A 13,647-nucleotide genomic window follows, 5' to 3' on the forward strand; every position below is an offset into this window, starting at 1 on the left:
AATCAAGCTGTTCGTTAGATGTGAAACTTTTATGACGATGGACGGTTTCCTCTTGACGATATATCTTAATTAAATAAACATATACGCATATCCATATATAGGTATGTTCATTATGCTTCCACATCAGTTTTTTAAGCTGTTATCCGATGAAACACGCGTACGTTGTTTAATGCTCGTGGCCCGTGAAGGTGAAACTTGCGTTGGTGATTTGGCGTTTGCTCTGCAAGAGAGCCAGCCGAAAGTTTCTCGTCATCTTGCTCAGTTACGGTCCAGTGGCATCTTGGTGGATAAACGCCAAGGGCAATGGGTGTATTACGAGTTATCACAGCAATTGCCAGGTTGGATGCGAAAGTTAATTGAAGACTTAGTGGCATCAAACTGTTTGAAGCAGGAATACCAAGACGACATCACACGCTTACACGATAAAAGTCGTGAGGCTTGCTGTTAACAGCGAATAGAGATTCAAGGTAGAAGATTAGAGGGTAAAACTATGACAATTAAAGTAGGAATTAATGGCTTTGGCCGAATTGGTCGCTTAGCGCTGCGAGCGGCATTTGATTGGCCAGAATTGGAGTTTGTGTTAATCAACGATGTCGCAGGTGACGCCGCTACGCTTGGTCACTTATTAGAATTCGATTCAGTGCAAGGTCGTTGGCATCATGGAGTTCAGGTCGAAGGCAGTGAGCTCGTCATCAACGGCAAGCGTGTCGCCACGACTCAACAACGCGATATCGATGCGGTGAACTGGTCTGATTGTGATGTTGTGATTGAAGCGACAGGCGTACATCGCAAAACATCATTCCTAAACAAATACCTAGAGCAAGGCGTGAAACGTGTCGTGGTAAGCGCACCTGTGAAAGAAGAAGGTATCGCGAACATTGTGGTGGGCGTGAACGACCATATTTTCGACCCTGAAAAACATCGTATCGTGACAGCAGCTTCGTGTACGACTAACTGTATCGCACCTGTGGTTAAAGTCATTCATGAGAAATTGGGTATCGAACAATCTTCTTTTACGACCATTCACGACCTGACGAATACGCAAACTATTTTGGATGCGCCACACAAAGATCTACGCCGTGCAAGAGCATGCGGCATGAGCCTTATCCCGACTACGACGGGTAGCGCGAAGGCGATTGTCGAAATTTTCCCAGAATTAAAAGACAAAATTAATGGTCATGCGGTTCGCGTACCTCTAGCAAACGCATCGTTAACAGACATCATTTTTGATGTGAAGCGTGATACCACAGCAGAAGAAGTGAATGCACTGTTAAAAGAAGCATCTGAAGGTGATTTGAAAGGCATCCTTGGCTTCGAAGAGCGTCCTTTAGTTTCTATCGATTATAAGGGCGACCAACGTTCAACCATCGTTGATGCGCAATCAACCATGGTTGTGGGTTCTCGTATGGTTAAGATTTATGCTTGGTACGATAACGAAATGGGTTATGCAACGCGCACAGCAGAGCTGGTTCGTAACGTTGGTTTGGCTTAAAAGGGGGTCACAATGTCTCATCCTACATGGCAATTAGATTTGGACTCCGGTGCTTTAATCTTAACACCGTGCCCAGGAACGAAAGGTGTCGATTTGCATGCGTCGTTAGAACAGTTGAAAGAGCAGGGTGTTCAAGCGGTCGTTACTGCATTAGATGATAGTGAATTAGCTGCGAAGAATGTCTCTGCATTGGGTGAAGCCACTCAGCAACTGGGTATGAAATGGTTCCAGATCGAGATTGAAGACGACTGCGCACCAAATGAAGAATTTGCGACGAAGTGGCAACAAGCCAGTCCGGAACTGCACGAGATTCTTGCTCAAGGTGGCAAAATTGCGATGCATTGTATGGGTGGTTCGGGGCGCACAGGTTTGTTCGCTGCTCACCTACTCCTAGAAAAGGAATGGCAGTTAGAAGATATCGTGCGAGAAGTGCAGGCATTGCGCCCTGGTGCATTTACAAAACCTGTGCAAGTTGAGTACATCGAACGCGTGGCTCAAGACGCTTGATCAGCTTAAATAGCTTTTGGTTCATTATGATCCAAAAGCTAAATTCGAGCTTCTTCAGGATACGACTGTTTACAAAAAAAGCCATTAATATTAACTAATGCATTGTTTTTAAGGTGTATTTTGCTTTTTATTGATGTTGGGGCATTTTTTAAAAATCACAGCAACATTATATTGGTCAATGTTGCTGTACAGGTTAGAAAGTATTTAGAACATGACGATCTAAATGCTTCTATCGCTGTACATATGAGGTCAATATGATTTCTCAATTAAGCAAAAGTATTCGTCAGTACATGTTAGTGACGTTTAACTATTGGAACTTTACGGTGACCGATGGCGCACTGCGTATGCTGGTGGTGCTCTATTTTCATGACTTAGGTTATTCCACGTTAGCTATTGCCTCACTGTTTCTTTTCTATGAATTTTTTGGTGTGGTGACAAACCTGGTTGGTGGTTGGTTGGGCGCAAGGTTAGGCCTAAATAAAACCATGAACATTGGTTTAGCGATGCAAGTGTTTGCGTTGCTGATGCTCGCAGTACCAAATGCATGGCTGACCATTCCTTGGGTGATGGCAGCGCAAGCTCTGTCGGGGATTGCCAAAGATCTGAACAAAATGAGTGCTAAGAGCGCGATTAAAACGCTAGTACCAGACGAACAGCAAGGTGCGCTCTACAAATGGGTAGCGATTTTGACTGGCTCGAAGAATGCACTCAAAGGAGCGGGCTTTTTTGTTGGTGGCTTGCTGCTGTCTTGGGTGGGTTTTCAAAACTCGATGTTTATTATGGCGGGTGTACTTACATTAGTGTTTGTTTGCAGCATGATCTGGCTAGAAGCGGACATGGGTAAAGCAAAGAGTAAACCTAAGTTTCGCCAAATATTCTCCAAGTCTGAATCGATAAACATTTTATCCGCAGCACGCATGTTCTTGTTTGGTGCTCGTGATGTGTGGTTTGTCGTTGCTCTGCCTATTTATCTTGGTAGCGTGTTTGGCTGGGATCACTTGTGGGTTGGTAGCTTTCTCGCAGCGTGGGTCATTGCTTATGGGTTTGTGCAAGGCTTTGCGCCGCGTATTACTGGCAAAGCGCAAGGTCGTGTGCCTGATGGTAGTGCAGCATTGGTGTGGGCAGGAATCCTAGCGTTAATTACGGCTGGTATTGCTTATGGTGTGCAAATCGGTTGGCAGCCTGAATTGGTGATTGTGGTAGGTTTGATGATTTTTGGCGCTGTGTTTGCCATTAACTCTTCGCTGCACTCGTACTTGATAGTGAGCTACGCTAAAGGCGATGGCGTCTCGTTGGATGTCGGTTTTTACTACATGGCCAATGCGATGGGACGTTTGATTGGCACGGTATTATCGGGTTGGATCTACCAAGAGGCTGGTCTTGCAGCGTGCTTATGGGTTTCTTTTGCTTTCTTGGCACTGACGACGCTGATTTCAATTAAGTTGCCAAAAGCTAATGTTGCTACTGCGTAACTACCCCCAGTATCGCTATCTGTAGATGGTATAAATGGCTCCAAATCGGAGCCATTTTTGTTTCTTATGCGCCGTTTGCTGTAATCAGATTGTTTCGGTTTGGCATCGAGAGTGAATACTGATGCTTGGTTTTTGGTTCTCGTTAAGTGATTAGAGTGGTGATGAAATCCCCGTTGTAGGTCATTGTTGAGTTAAAAATAAGCAAAAACAGATTGTTAACTATTTCACTGGTTGAGATTTACCCTATGCTATAAACGATAAGCGACTCAAAGTAGGGAAAGGTATGAGAGAAAGGGTTCTGTTTTTTGATTTATTGCGCTGCTTCGCAGCGGTAGCAGTGATCGCCATTCACGTCTTGGCACCGTATCGAAATGAGTTAGGAGTGATTCCATTTGACCAATGGCTGACAGCGGTAGGCGTGAATAGCGTAACCCGCTGGGCAGTGCCAGTTTTTATTTTGATCACCGGAGCGCTAATGCTCAGTGACACTCGACCATTTGACGGTAAGTATTATATCAAAAGGCGTTTGGGCAAAGTTTTAGTTCCATTTCTTATTTGGTCGATGTTTTATGCATACCTTTCAGGCTGGACTTCTCAAGGCTTTGATTTTGAAACCGTAAAAGAGGTATTAAGCAATAGCCCATTCCACGCAACGTATTACCATCTCGGCTTTTTCTATTACTTTATACCACTGTATTTTGTGATTCCGCTGTTTCAATGGATGGTACGCAACGTGGATGACAACGTCTTGTATACCTATCTCGCATTTTGGCTTTTCACCAGCACTCTGTTCTTGTTCAAGATTGATGGCCCTTGGAGTAATCAGATGTGGCTTTATATGGGTTACCTTCCACTGGGGTATGTTTTATTTCAAAAGGTACCTTTGAATCGCTCTATGGTGACCTTATTTGTTGGGCTAGGACTCGTGGCGTTGGCAGTGACCTTTACGATGGTTGTGACAAATAGCTTAGAGGCGGAGAAGTATACGGTTGGGCGCTGGCTCTCTTATAAAACACTGAATGTGATTCTAGCGGCTTCGATGATTTTTATGATCGGGCGTTACTTTGGTGAAGGCTTATCACCAAAAGTACAAAAAGCGGTAAGTGTGATCAGTCAGCACAGCTTGGGGATTTATTTACTTCACCCTATTTTCTTATGGCCGATGAAAGAGTTCGGTTGGTACACAGGACATCCTGCGTGGGTGATTCCAGTCTGGATCGTTCTAAGTGGAGCTGGAGCCTTGGCGATGAGCTATCTCTTTTCTCGTTCTGCCAAGACTCGTTGGTTACTGCCTTAACGTTTGATAGCGAAGTGAAGGAACTTGTTGCCGCGATAGGTCAGTGTTCCCTTATCTCCAGGGTTGAGTGCATGGTAGTAATGCACTCCAATTTGGAATTCACGCTTTGGACCGATAGAACCACGTTGAACGTAAATCCAATACTCTTGATCGTCTTGACCTGGTGGTGCGTTTGGTATGTCTATCGCTTGTTTATCTAAAACCGTTACCTGCGCGCTTTGCTCTGGAGCGTCTTCGCCCACATAGTGCTTACTATAAAAACGGAAAAACACCCACGCGCCCAAGGCAATAAGGGCGAATAGGGCGAAAATAAGTGAGATTGGCATATTAACCTCCAATGTTTTATCGGGTCCCATTCTACAGAACTCGCTGACGAAACGATGAGTTGAGGTAACTTATTCATAATCTAATGAAAGGGACATGAATTTTATTCGGCGCACTTCACGGTTTATCTCAATGGGGACGCGATGAAATTGTTGCTTCATCTGTAAGCTACGTCACTAAAGCTGAACTAAGCAGCTTTCACTTGTCTGGCTATATGAGCTCAAGGGCACAAATTGAAAGTAAAATTGCACTTAACGGCTCGAAAAAGCTCTAAATTTATAGAAGAATAAAAATAATGAACATAGGAAGGGTCTGGTAAGGAGGGTTACGATGTCAGATATTGAAAAAGTAGTCATGCGTACCCGAACGATCGAAAAACTTTTGCGTACTCAGTACCATGCAGAAGGGAAAGGGTTGCACCAACTTATTAATAGTTGTGAAGAACGTTTACCGCATGACGTGATAGCAAAGCTTCGATTCATCGCAACCGTGCGTAACAAAGTGGTGCACGAAGACGATTACAAGCTGGATGATCGTAAAGGCTTTATGGCGGCATGTGATGCTTGTGAAAAAGAGCTGACACCAAGAAGCTCTCGCTTTATTTGGCGTACAGCAATTTTGCTAATGACGTTGATTACGCTGGCCGCTCTTGGTTTCTACTATATGCACTGGGATATTTTGTCTAAGCACATTCAGTAGAGCTATACAGATAAATAAAAAAAGGACGCATTTGCGTCCTTTTTTTATTTTAAATCATTGGGTTAGTACATCATTGGCAGTGTCATTAAACCCACAACCACTGCAATCATAACCAGCCCTTGTTTTTGAGAAGATGAAATCATAACACTACCCCTTAATCTTTGATGAACTCGATGAATTTAATATAGCACTGTTTTTGGGGTTTGATCAACATATGCTCGTTAATCTTTTCAAAAACCACACTTAACTTGTCTGGTTTTACGTGATTCTGACTAATGAAACTATGTTTTTTGTGCTGTATTTAAAGTGTTCACATTGTTTTATTTCTATCCTTTTTTGTTTTAAGTATATGATTTTATAATGTTAAATGGTTTGTGATGTTGGCTTTTTAATTGTTTTTTGTTTCGAATGGTATGTTGGGTGTTTATTTTGTCTGTATTTCTCAAAAATTGAGAAAATTAAAAAATGTGCTATGAGGTTGCATCGTCAAATCGAAAGCATGGAGTGAGATTTTCTTACCTTATGAGAAAATATGGGCTTCAAAAGTGTTTAGTGATTTTATGGTTTATGAAGTCCGCACTTTTATCTGTTATTGAAATTATGGTTTTATTTATCATTGACTTACTTTTCTTTTCTGATGTTTTTTTTACTGAATTAAGGTCGGTTTTCTTAGTTTTTACCCCTAGTCATCAGTGGTTTCTCCTCTCTTAGAGCGCTACTAAGACTATTTTCTATTTTGTGTCTGTTATTTATTCTTGTTGCCTGCATTACATACATCCTGGTGGTTTAATCGTCAGTTTGTGAAATGGCGGCTTACCTGGAGCACTTATCTGTTTTTCAGTTAAATAGTTTTAGAAAGCGTTGGTTATTGTGTCGTGTGATTTGATGGGTTCGGCTGATGAGCAAAGCTTGGCCCCAATGTTTAGTGGCATCATTCAGGCTCATCGGCTTTATTATTACGTAGGCTGAGGGTTACAAAATGTTTCGAATCGCTAGCGAGATCCAACTTTCGTAGATTGTGTCTTTACATCAAAACTGGTCTACCTAGACTAGCGGCGAGTTTAAGTAAAAGGTGTATACTGCATGTGGAGTTGGCTGGCGATAGGGCTATCAGGTGTGTATTCCGTGTTGGGAGCAAAGCAAGCTAACCCGACACAATCCCTCGTGTTTAAAATCTTTACTCTGCTACTTCTTCTTGTGTTGGTGTTAACTCAAGGTGCATCCGCAACATATACCTACTGGATTGCGGGTGGGCTTATTGTGTCTATGGTGGCAGATACGCTGCACTCGTTTAAAACTCGTAAGCTAATCTATTTTACGGCTTATCTGGTTGCCCAGGTATGCTACAGCAAGTCATTTTGGGTGCAGCTTAATGGTGAGATTGTCTGGTGGCTGTTGGCCCTGCTGCTTGCAGCGAGTATCGTGGCGTTCTTTTTGTTGCTACCTCAACTCGACTCTCTGGTATTCCCTGTTGTGATCATGGGGATGATGCTGGTTCAACTTGCTTGGGCAGCCGGTGAAGTTTGGTTACAAGTGCCGAGTTACGCCAATGCTATCGGCTTTAGCGGAACCTTAGTTCTCATCTATTCGGCGCTGGCATACGCGATACACGGTTATCGAAAACCGATGAAACACGCCTATTTGTGGGTGAGTGGCAGTTACTTTTTTGCTCATGCCCTCATTGTTGCCTCAATCATTTACTAATTTAAGTCAAAGCAGCTCTTGAGGATTTCAGTAAACTGAACGCATTGTTCTTAATAACTGGAGTCAATAATGAGTGAAATCCATGCTCACGAGCTGCTAAACCTACTTAGAGAAACACCAATGGATCGCGAAGCCCTCACACAGCACTTTGGTGCTAGCGTTCGCTTTCACACCTGTAAACTGAATGATCTAGACTTAGATGCATTACTAGCATTTTTGCTCAAGCGCGACAAAATTCGTGAGCTTGAAGGTAAGTTTGTGGTCAATATGGCGCGAGTTTGCAATCACTAAACGGCGGCTAAGATCGAGGGTGACTATGGTGTTTTCGCCCTCAGTCATATACTCATGTTGTCAGTTTGCTATACACTGGCCGCCATTTTTTAGGTGAGGCCAGAATATGGACATTCTTTCTGCAGCGACCATGCTGTTTCTAATCATGGACCCTCTCGGTAACTTGCCGATTGTGTTGTCTATTCTCAAACATATCGATCCCAAGCGTCGTCGTAAGGTATTGATTCGTGAACTACTGTTTGCCTTACTGATTTTGATGTTGTTTCTGTTTGCAGGACAAAGCATCTTAAGTTTTTTGCATGTCCAGCCAGAAACGCTCAGCATTTCAGGTGGCATTATTCTCTTCATTATTGCGATTAAGATGATTTTCCCGAGTGCTGGCAGCATCACTGGACTGGCAGCAGGCGAGGAGCCCTTTATTGTTCCGATGGCCATTCCTATGATCGCGGGCCCTTCAGTGATTGCAGCCTTGCTTTTACTGTCTTCGCAACATCCAGAGAAAATGTTGGAAATGTCAGCATCAGTCGTAATTGCGTGGGGCGCAACATTTTTTATACTGATGTTTTATGGCTTCTTTAATCGCTTGTTGGGTGAACGTGGCTTGAAGGCGGTAGAACGCTTAATGGGCTTGTTACTGGTGATGATCTCCACTCAAATGTTCTTGGATGGTGTAAAAAGTTACATTGGGTGACGAACGAAACGCAGAAAAAAAGCCGCTCACAAGAGCGGCTTTTTCGTATCTGAGCGATTACATCATGTGTTTACGACGAATATCGAGTAGGGCAAAAATACCAAAAATCAGGATTGAATATTTTTCCCAACTGCTCATTTTTATTTTGTCGCCAAATGCACCAATGAAGATGGCCATTTGTAAACCGTGCATGATGAACAAAAAAGCGGTCATGATGTATAGCGCAATCGCGGCATTGCCGGGAAAGGGCATAAAAATATTTAGGATTAATACTAACCAAACAAAGGCGATAGCCGCTTTGGCCAGCATAATTAGTGCTTTCATTTAAGTATCCTTTTAAATCGAGGCGTTATGCGGAGGTACGTTCGTACAGACGATAGCTCACTTGGCCTGCTGTTTTTTCTCGATGTAATTGCCAGTTTTCTGGTAAGTCGGCAATATTGAGTTCTTTTTCTGTTTCAATATAAATCATCGCATCTTCCGCGAGCCAGCCATTTTGTTCTAGCAGAGCCACGGTCTCATCCAATAGACCTTTGCGAAACGGTGGGTCAATAAACACCACATGGTGAGCAGAACCCGGTTGCTTCAAAAAACTCAGTGCGTCGGTATTTACCACTTGGATGTTGTTCGCGTTAAGAGAGGCAACATTCTTTTGTAACTGTTGGAAAGCTTGTGGGTTTAGCTCAACCATGGTCACTTGCTCTGCTTGGCGCGAAGCTGACTCAAATCCCAAGCCGCCAGAGCCAGCAAACAAGTCGAGACATTTTGCCTGTGGTACATCTTGAGCTAACCAGTTAAACAGCGTTTCTTTGACGCGATCTGTCGTGGGGCGTAAGCCTTCAGCATCGTGTACAGGAAGTTTTCTGCCTCTCCATAAGCCACTAATAATGCGAACAAAGCCCGTTGTTGGCTTTTTTTGTGATGAGTTTTGCTGGCGACGTCTTACCATAGATTTTTTGACCGCTAATAAAGTGATACTATATCTAATCGCCCAAGCAATGAGCTTGGAGCTTGGATACAGCCCAGAATATTCAAGATGACAGAGTGTAACACTAATAAGATTAGAATTACCTAATCGGAAAGTTTTCAGAACTTTGTCATTAGCCTTTTTTAGACAGATAATAATCTTGTCAAAAAAGAGTCATTAATAGATAAAAGAACAATCTAGGATAGCCCCAGATGACGGAAAAAAAGAAGCGCGGATTACTTTCGTGGCTAGGTTTTGGTGACGAAGAACAAAGCCCAAAACCAAAAACTGAAGAAACAGTAAAAGAAGAAGCAGTGGAAGCGCCTTCTGAAGAGCAGCAAACCGAAGCGGTTGCTGAGCAAGCGGAAGCAACGCCAGAACTTGAAGAAGAAGCGAAACAATCAGAGGCTGCCCCAGCAGAAGCAGAAGCAGAAGCAGAAGCAGAAGCAGAAGAGCCAGAAGTCGTATCGGCCGCGCCTCGTGTTCAAGAACAAGAAAAGCCAACAGAAAGCTTTTTTGCTCGTCTTAAACGCAGCCTAAGCCGAACAAAAGCAAATATTGGTGCTGGCTTCTTCGGTCTGTTCAGCGGTAAGAAAATCGATGAGGACTTATTTGAAGAGCTAGAAGAGCAACTTCTTATTGCTGATGTGGGCATGAATACCACAACAAAAATTATCAACAACCTGACAGAAAAAGCCACACGTGGCGATCTGAAAGACGGCGAAGCCCTTTATGGTTTGTTGAAAGAAGAAATGGCTGAGATTCTTTCTAAAGTCGAACAGCCACTAGAAATCGATAGCAACAAAACGCCTTACGTCATCTTGATGGTGGGTGTAAATGGCGTGGGTAAAACCACGACCATCGGTAAGCTAGCGAAGCAGTTCCAAACTCAAGGCAAAAAAGTGATGCTTGCAGCGGGCGATACTTTCCGTGCCGCAGCGGTTGAGCAGTTACAAGTGTGGGGTGAACGTAATAATGTTCCTGTGATTGCTCAACATACTGGCGCAGACAGTGCCTCTGTTATCTATGATGCGATTGAAGCGGCAAAAGCACGTGGTGTGGATGTGGTGATTGCTGATACAGCAGGTCGTCTACAGAACAAAGCGAACCTAATGGAAGAGCTGCGTAAGATTGTACGTGTGATGAAGAAAATTGATGACTCTGCACCACATGAGATCATGCTAACGCTTGATGCAGGTACAGGACAAAATGCCATTAGCCAAGCGAAACTTTTCAGTGATGTTGCCCCTCTAACCGGGATTACTTTGACTAAGCTGGATGGTACAGCCAAGGGCGGCGTAATTTTCGCTATCGCTGATCAGTTCGGTATTCCAATTCGTTACATTGGTGTGGGTGAAGGTATCGAAGACTTGCGTCCATTTGAAACTCAAGAGTTTATTGACGCACTGTTTAGTCGTGAAGAATAAAAAGAGTTAGAGGAAATCAACGGTGATCAAATTTCAGCAAGTAAGCAAAGCTTACCGAGGTGGTCGACAAGCACTGCAAAAAGTCGATTTTCACCTGAGGCGCGGTGAAATGGCGTTTTTAGGCGGACATTCCGGGGCTGGTAAAAGTACCTTGCTGAAATTGATCTGCGCGATAGAGCGACCAACCGATGGCAAAATCCATTTTAATGGTCACGACATCACGCGTATTCCAAGCAAAGACATCCCTTTTTTGCGCCGCAATATTGGGATTGTTTTTCAAGATCATCGCCTATTGATGGATCGCAGTGTGTACGACAATGTCGCTCTGCCAATGCGTATCGAATCGATTTCTGAAAACGAAATCAAACGCCGTGTTTCTGCGGCGTTAGATAAAACGGGCTTACTCGATAAAGCTCGTTGTCTACCTAGTCAACTTTCTGGTGGTGAGCAACAGCGCGTCGGTATTGCCCGTGCTGTGGTTAATCGACCAACGTTGCTGGTGGCTGATGAGCCTACGGGTAACCTTGACCCAGAATTATCCAACCGTGTGTTGCGTCTATTCGAAGAATTTAACCGTGCGGGCGTGACTATCCTACTTGCCACGCACGATGTGGGGTTAGTAAACACTCGCCCACAGTATCGTCATTTTGAATTGAACCAAGGCTTCCTAAGTGAGGTAGAAGACTATGGCAGGTAACAAGCACTCCCAAAAGAAGGGGAAAGGCCGCAGTGCCAAGCGTGCGAATACCGATGGTTTTTTCTCTGTCCACGCAAAACAAGCTAAATCCTCTTTTAGCGCCTTATGGCAACGACCACTAGGCAACATTCTGACCCTAGCGGTCATCTCCATGGCACTTGCCATGCCAGCTTGTTTGTATCTATTGGGGAAAAACGTTGCGGGGGCAGCGGAAGATGTCGCTTCTCCTTCACAAGTTAGTGCTTACTTAGTTGAAGGTATGCCGGATGCGCGAGTGATGGTTCTCAAAGATCAAATTGAAACTTGGCCTTTGGTAAAAGAGGTAGAGTATATTTCACCGCAACAAGGTCTATCTGATTTAAGCCAATATGCAGGGTTCGACCAAGCTATCAGCCTCTTAAGTGGCTATGCGCTACCTGGTGTGTTGGTGATTACGCCAGATTCGGAGCTAAAAAGTGATATTCAGTCATTAGCCAAAGACGTTCGAGAGCAACAAGATGTGACCGACGTGAGACTTGACGAAGACTGGCTAGCGCGTCTTGATGCCATCAAAACTCTCGCGAGTATTATTGTCATTACCCTGACAGTGCTGATGCTCGGTGCGGTATTTTTAATCGTTGGCAATACATTGCGATTTAATGTGCTGGCGAATAAAGAAGAGATTCAAACCATGAAACTGATCGGTGCGACGGACAGTTTTATTCTGCGCCCTTACTTGTACACAGGTATGTGGTTTGGCGTGTTAGGTGCCACTATTGCGTGGTTGGTAACGGCTTTAGTGACCATTGTCATGAATAGTGCGGTGGAAGACCTTGCTGCGTTGTACGATAGCCAGTTCCGCCTGATTGGTCTAAGTTGGGATGAATCTTTGTTATTAATCATCATTGGGAGTCTTTTGGGATGTATTGCGGCGCGTTTTTCTGCGCAACGACATTTAAAAGAAATTGAACCAGTTTAAGTGATGGCGGTCTTATTACTTGGATTTCATTAGCACTAGCTAATTTTGAACCCTTGCTTAGACCAAATGTTTATGGATAATTGCTTCCCCTTCTTGAAACTTGTTCATTTTGAGTTCAAGATATCGAAGCTAAATTGCAATGTAATGCTCCAGATCAGAGATTGATGAGGAATTGAATGACAAAAGAAGCGTATCCGATGGCTCTAGTCACGCAAGATAGCCTTGATAGCTATATTCGCTCAGTAAACAGCTACCCAATGCTGACTGCAGACGAAGAGCGTGAGCTGGCAGAACGATTACACTATAAAGGTGAGATTGAGGCTGCAAAAGGTCTAATTCTCTCGCACCTACGATTCGTTGTTCACGTTGCTCGTGGTTACTCTGGCTACGGTTTGCCAATGGCGGATCTTGTGCAAGAGGGTAACATCGGTCTAATGAAAGCCGTTAAGCGTTTTAACCCAGAAGTAGGGGTTCGCTTGGTTTCTTTCGCTGTCCACTGGATCAAAGCAGAGATCCACGAATACGTGCTACGTAACTGGCGTATCGTGAAAATTGCGACCACTAAAGCGCAACGTAAATTGTTCTTCAACCTGCGTAAGTCGAAAAAGCGCTTGGGTTGGTTTAACAACGGTGAAGTAGAAACCGTTGCGCGCGAGTTAGGTGTTGAGCCTTCTGAAGTTCGCGAGATGGAATCACGCTTAGCGGCGGTGGATTCAACCTTTGATATGCCAACTGATGAAGACGACAGCTCAAACGCTTACACAGCGCCGATGCTATACCTAGAAGACAAATCGTCTGATGTGGCCGACAACATTGAAGCCGCCAACTGGGAAATGCATACCAACAATCGCTTGGGTCATGCATTAGCGAGTTTGGATGAGCGTAGTCAGCGCATCGTGCGTTCTCGTTGGTTAGATGATGAGAAAGCAACATTGCAAGACTTAGCTGATGAGTTTGGTGTTTCTGCCGAGCGTATTCGCCAGCTAGAAAAAAATGCAATGAAGAAACTAAAATTGGCCGTGGGTGAATTTTAATTTCCACTGCTAATTGAAAGTAAGATTTTCATAGAAAGCCGAGATCATGTGATCTCGGCTTTTTTATTGTCGATCGAAAATCGATAG

The 13,647-nt window shown here is 43.9% G+C and carries 16 protein-coding genes; 13 read left to right on the top strand and 3 right to left on the bottom strand.

Annotated features, from left to right (window positions below; genetic code table 11):
- Window positions 1-112: 112 nt before the first annotated feature.
- The 5 genes from R7E47_RS21400 (at window position 113) to R7E47_RS21420 (ending at window position 4,768) form a co-directional block, all read left to right on the top strand.
- Window positions 113-448: a metalloregulator ArsR/SmtB family transcription factor gene (locus R7E47_RS21400; protein WP_005378730.1), complete on the top strand. Its 336-nt coding sequence runs from the start codon at window positions 113-115 to the stop codon at window positions 446-448.
- Window positions 449-490: 42 nt separating this feature from the next.
- A complete protein-coding gene (locus tag R7E47_RS21405) occupies window positions 491-1,492 on the top strand; it encodes an ArsJ-associated glyceraldehyde-3-phosphate dehydrogenase (RefSeq protein ID WP_005383630.1) in 1,002 nt (333 codons plus the stop codon).
- 12 nt (window positions 1,493-1,504) lie between these two features.
- Window positions 1,505-1,999: a cyclin-dependent kinase inhibitor 3 family protein gene (locus R7E47_RS21410; RefSeq protein ID WP_053307418.1), complete on the top strand. Its 495-nt coding sequence runs from the start codon at window positions 1,505-1,507 to the stop codon at window positions 1,997-1,999.
- A 254-nt stretch (window positions 2,000-2,253) separates the two neighbouring features.
- Window positions 2,254-3,471 carry an organoarsenical effux MFS transporter ArsJ gene (gene arsJ / locus R7E47_RS21415; protein ID WP_005378722.1) on the top strand — a complete coding sequence of 406 codons (1,218 nt, stop codon included), beginning with the start codon at window positions 2,254-2,256 and terminating at the stop codon, window positions 3,469-3,471.
- A 283-nt stretch (window positions 3,472-3,754) separates the two neighbouring features.
- Window positions 3,755-4,768, top strand: coding sequence for an acyltransferase (locus R7E47_RS21420; protein ID WP_005378720.1), 1,014 nt, complete (start codon window positions 3,755-3,757; stop codon window positions 4,766-4,768).
- Here R7E47_RS21420 and R7E47_RS21425 read toward each other — a convergent pair.
- A complete protein-coding gene (locus R7E47_RS21425; protein WP_005378719.1) occupies window positions 4,765-5,094 on the bottom strand; it encodes a DUF2500 domain-containing protein in 330 nt (109 codons plus the stop codon). The genes R7E47_RS21420 and R7E47_RS21425 overlap by 4 nt on opposite strands.
- A gap of 328 nt (window positions 5,095-5,422) precedes the next feature.
- Between R7E47_RS21425 and R7E47_RS21430 the strand changes: the two genes are divergently transcribed.
- The 4 genes from R7E47_RS21430 (at window position 5,423) to R7E47_RS21445 (ending at window position 8,477) form a co-directional block, all read left to right on the top strand.
- Complete coding sequence (locus R7E47_RS21430; RefSeq protein ID WP_005378717.1) at window positions 5,423-5,791, top strand: hypothetical protein; 369 nt, start codon at window positions 5,423-5,425, stop codon at window positions 5,789-5,791.
- Between the two features lie 1,083 nt (window positions 5,792-6,874).
- Complete coding sequence (locus R7E47_RS21435; protein WP_005389670.1) at window positions 6,875-7,495, top strand: lysoplasmalogenase; 621 nt, start codon at window positions 6,875-6,877, stop codon at window positions 7,493-7,495.
- A 69-nt stretch (window positions 7,496-7,564) separates the two neighbouring features.
- Window positions 7,565-7,786 (top strand): YecH family metal-binding protein, encoded by a 222-nt coding sequence (locus tag R7E47_RS21440; RefSeq protein WP_005378711.1) that lies wholly within the window; start codon window positions 7,565-7,567, stop codon window positions 7,784-7,786.
- Window positions 7,787-7,892: 106 nt separating this feature from the next.
- Window positions 7,893-8,477 (top strand): YhgN family NAAT transporter, encoded by a 585-nt coding sequence (locus tag R7E47_RS21445; protein WP_005389671.1) that lies wholly within the window; start codon window positions 7,893-7,895, stop codon window positions 8,475-8,477.
- Between the two features lie 57 nt (window positions 8,478-8,534).
- On the opposite strand, the gene R7E47_RS21450 is transcribed toward R7E47_RS21445, so the two are convergent.
- Entirely contained in the window at window positions 8,535-8,801 is a 267-nt protein-coding gene (locus R7E47_RS21450; RefSeq protein ID WP_005378704.1) for a DUF1145 domain-containing protein, read from the bottom strand.
- A 25-nt stretch (window positions 8,802-8,826) separates the two neighbouring features.
- Window positions 8,827-9,426, bottom strand: a complete 600-nt coding sequence (gene rsmD / locus R7E47_RS21455) for a 16S rRNA (guanine(966)-N(2))-methyltransferase RsmD (protein ID WP_005378702.1) — start codon at window positions 9,424-9,426, stop codon at window positions 8,827-8,829.
- Window positions 9,427-9,656: 230 nt separating this feature from the next.
- On the opposite strand from rsmD, the gene ftsY reads away from it, so the two are divergent.
- From ftsY to rpoH, 4 genes are all read left to right on the top strand, one after another.
- The gene (gene ftsY, locus R7E47_RS21460; RefSeq protein WP_033907268.1) at window positions 9,657-10,871 is read left to right on the top strand and encodes a signal recognition particle-docking protein FtsY; all 1,215 of its coding nucleotides are present in this window, start codon (window positions 9,657-9,659) and stop codon (window positions 10,869-10,871) included.
- A gap of 22 nt (window positions 10,872-10,893) precedes the next feature.
- Window positions 10,894-11,568: a cell division ATP-binding protein FtsE gene (gene ftsE, locus R7E47_RS21465; protein ID WP_005393800.1), complete on the top strand. Its 675-nt coding sequence runs from the start codon at window positions 10,894-10,896 to the stop codon at window positions 11,566-11,568.
- On the top strand, window positions 11,558-12,526 hold the full coding sequence (gene ftsX, locus R7E47_RS21470) for a permease-like cell division protein FtsX (RefSeq protein ID WP_005378695.1): 969 nt from the start codon (window positions 11,558-11,560) through the stop codon (window positions 12,524-12,526). Before ftsE ends, ftsX begins: the two co-directional genes overlap by 11 nt.
- 176 nt (window positions 12,527-12,702) lie before the next feature.
- Window positions 12,703-13,560, top strand: coding sequence for an RNA polymerase sigma factor RpoH (gene rpoH, locus R7E47_RS21475; RefSeq protein ID WP_005378693.1), 858 nt, complete (start codon window positions 12,703-12,705; stop codon window positions 13,558-13,560).
- Window positions 13,561-13,647: the final 87 nt, after the last annotated feature.

The sequence above is a fragment of the Vibrio sp. Vb1026 genome, from assembly GCF_033338745.1.
In the GTDB taxonomy this organism is placed as follows: Bacteria; Pseudomonadota; Gammaproteobacteria; order Enterobacterales; family Vibrionaceae; genus Vibrio; species Vibrio alginolyticus.

What these genes read in the sequence shown, in the direction of transcription:
- R7E47_RS21400 (WP_005378730.1), top strand. Translation starts at nt 113, where the DNA reads ATGCTTCCACATCAGTTTTTTAAGCTGTTATCCGATGAAACACGCGTA.
- R7E47_RS21405 (WP_005383630.1), top strand. Translation starts at nt 491, where the DNA reads ATGACAATTAAAGTAGGAATTAATGGCTTTGGCCGAATTGGTCGCTTA.
- R7E47_RS21410 (WP_053307418.1), top strand. Translation starts at nt 1,505, where the DNA reads ATGTCTCATCCTACATGGCAATTAGATTTGGACTCCGGTGCTTTAATC.
- arsJ (WP_005378722.1), top strand. Translation starts at nt 2,254, where the DNA reads ATGATTTCTCAATTAAGCAAAAGTATTCGTCAGTACATGTTAGTGACG.
- R7E47_RS21420 (WP_005378720.1), top strand. Translation starts at nt 3,755, where the DNA reads ATGAGAGAAAGGGTTCTGTTTTTTGATTTATTGCGCTGCTTCGCAGCG.
- R7E47_RS21425 (WP_005378719.1), bottom strand. Translation starts at nt 5,094, where the DNA reads ATGCCAATCTCACTTATTTTCGCCCTATTCGCCCTTATTGCCTTGGGC.
- R7E47_RS21430 (WP_005378717.1), top strand. Translation starts at nt 5,423, where the DNA reads ATGTCAGATATTGAAAAAGTAGTCATGCGTACCCGAACGATCGAAAAA.
- R7E47_RS21435 (WP_005389670.1), top strand. Translation starts at nt 6,875, where the DNA reads ATGTGGAGTTGGCTGGCGATAGGGCTATCAGGTGTGTATTCCGTGTTG.
- R7E47_RS21440 (WP_005378711.1), top strand. Translation starts at nt 7,565, where the DNA reads ATGAGTGAAATCCATGCTCACGAGCTGCTAAACCTACTTAGAGAAACA.
- R7E47_RS21445 (WP_005389671.1), top strand. Translation starts at nt 7,893, where the DNA reads ATGGACATTCTTTCTGCAGCGACCATGCTGTTTCTAATCATGGACCCT.
- R7E47_RS21450 (WP_005378704.1), bottom strand. Translation starts at nt 8,801, where the DNA reads ATGAAAGCACTAATTATGCTGGCCAAAGCGGCTATCGCCTTTGTTTGG.
- rsmD (WP_005378702.1), bottom strand. Translation starts at nt 9,426, where the DNA reads ATGGTAAGACGTCGCCAGCAAAACTCATCACAAAAAAAGCCAACAACG.
- ftsY (WP_033907268.1), top strand. Translation starts at nt 9,657, where the DNA reads ATGACGGAAAAAAAGAAGCGCGGATTACTTTCGTGGCTAGGTTTTGGT.
- ftsX (WP_005378695.1), top strand. Translation starts at nt 11,558, where the DNA reads ATGGCAGGTAACAAGCACTCCCAAAAGAAGGGGAAAGGCCGCAGTGCC.
- rpoH (WP_005378693.1), top strand. Translation starts at nt 12,703, where the DNA reads ATGACAAAAGAAGCGTATCCGATGGCTCTAGTCACGCAAGATAGCCTT.